1 protein-coding gene is annotated in these 1,425 nt (G+C 63.6%); it reads left to right on the forward strand.

All coding sequences use genetic code 11. From position 1 onward, the window contains the following. On the forward strand, positions 1-1,425 hold a 1,425-nt coding region (gene asnB, locus GY769_19090; GenBank protein ID MCP4204030.1), incomplete at both ends, for an asparagine synthase (glutamine-hydrolyzing).

Below are 1,425 nucleotides of genomic sequence, written 5' to 3' on the forward strand. Positions count from 1 at the left end.
CTACAACGGCGAGATCTACAACTACCTGGAGCTGCGCCAGGAGCTCGGCCCGGATCGGTTCAAGACTCGCTCGGATACCGAGGTGATCCTCCACGCCTACCGCAAATGGGGCCCCGACTGCGTCAGCCGGTTTCGCGGCATGTTCGCCTTCGCCTTGTGGGACGAGGAGAATCAGCGGCTGTTCTGCGCCCGCGATCGGTTCGGCATCAAGCCCTTCTACTGGGCCCGGTCGCGAGATCTCTTCCTGTTGGCGTCCGAGATCAAGGCGATGCTGCCGTTCCTGGACGAGGTCGAGACAAATCTCGAAGGGCTGAAGGACTACCTGGCATTTCAGTTCTGCATCGCCGGCAAGACGCTCTTCGCCGGCGTCGAGGAGCTGTTGCCCGGTCACCTGATGACGATCAAGGGCGGTCACGTCGAGGTGCGGCGGTACTGGGAGGTCTACTACGACGTCGACTTCGATCGGCCGGCGGCGAGCTTCGAGCAGGCGCTCCTGGAGCTGCTCGAGGATTCGGTGGCGATGCATCTGCGCAGCGACGTGCCGGTCGGCGCCTACCTGAGCGGCGGGCTCGATTCCTCGACCGTGGCGTCGCTCGGCAGTCGCTCCGGCAGCCAGCTGATGGCGTTCACGGGCAAGTTCGGCGAGGGGCCCGAGTACGACGAGACGCCCTACGCCCGGGCCCTGGCCGAACACTGCGGCATCCGGCTCGAGGAGATCGAGATCACCTGCGCCGACTTCGTCGATCACATCGAACGGGTGATCTACCATCTCGACTTTCCCGTCGCCGGACCCGGGTCCTTCCCGCAGTACATGGTCTCCGGTCTGGCCGCGAAGCATCGCAAGGTGGTGCTCGGCGGGCAGGGGGGCGACGAGATCTTCGGCGGCTACACGCGCTATCTCGTCGCCTACTTCGAGCAGTGCATCAAGGCGGCGATCGACGGCACGATGGACAACGGCAATTTCATCGTCACCTATGAGTCGATCATTCCGAATCTGACCGCGCTCGCCACCTACAAGCCGCTGCTGAGACAGTTCTGGAGTCAGGGTCTGTTCGAGAGCATGGACCGCCGGTACTTCCAACTGATCAATCGCTCGCCGGCGCTCGGCGACGAGATCGATTGGCGGGCCCTGGGCGAGTATTCGCCGTTCGAGACCTTCCAGACGATCTTCCACGGCGAGAACGTCGGCAAGGAGTCCTACTTCGACCTGATGACCCACTTCGACTTCAAGACCCTGCTGCCGGCGCTGTTGCAGGTCGAAGACCGGGTGTCGATGGCGCACGGTCTCGAATCGCGGGTGCCGCTGCTCGACCATCCCCTGGTCGAGCTGGCCGCGACCATGCCTTCGGACGTCAAGTTCAAGGACGGCAACATGAAGCACGTCTTCAAGCAGGTGGCCGCTCCCTATCTGCCCGAGGCGATCGC

The organism is bacterium, assembly GCA_024224155.1.
Classification (GTDB): Bacteria; Acidobacteriota; Thermoanaerobaculia; order Multivoradales; family JAHEKO01; genus CALZIK01.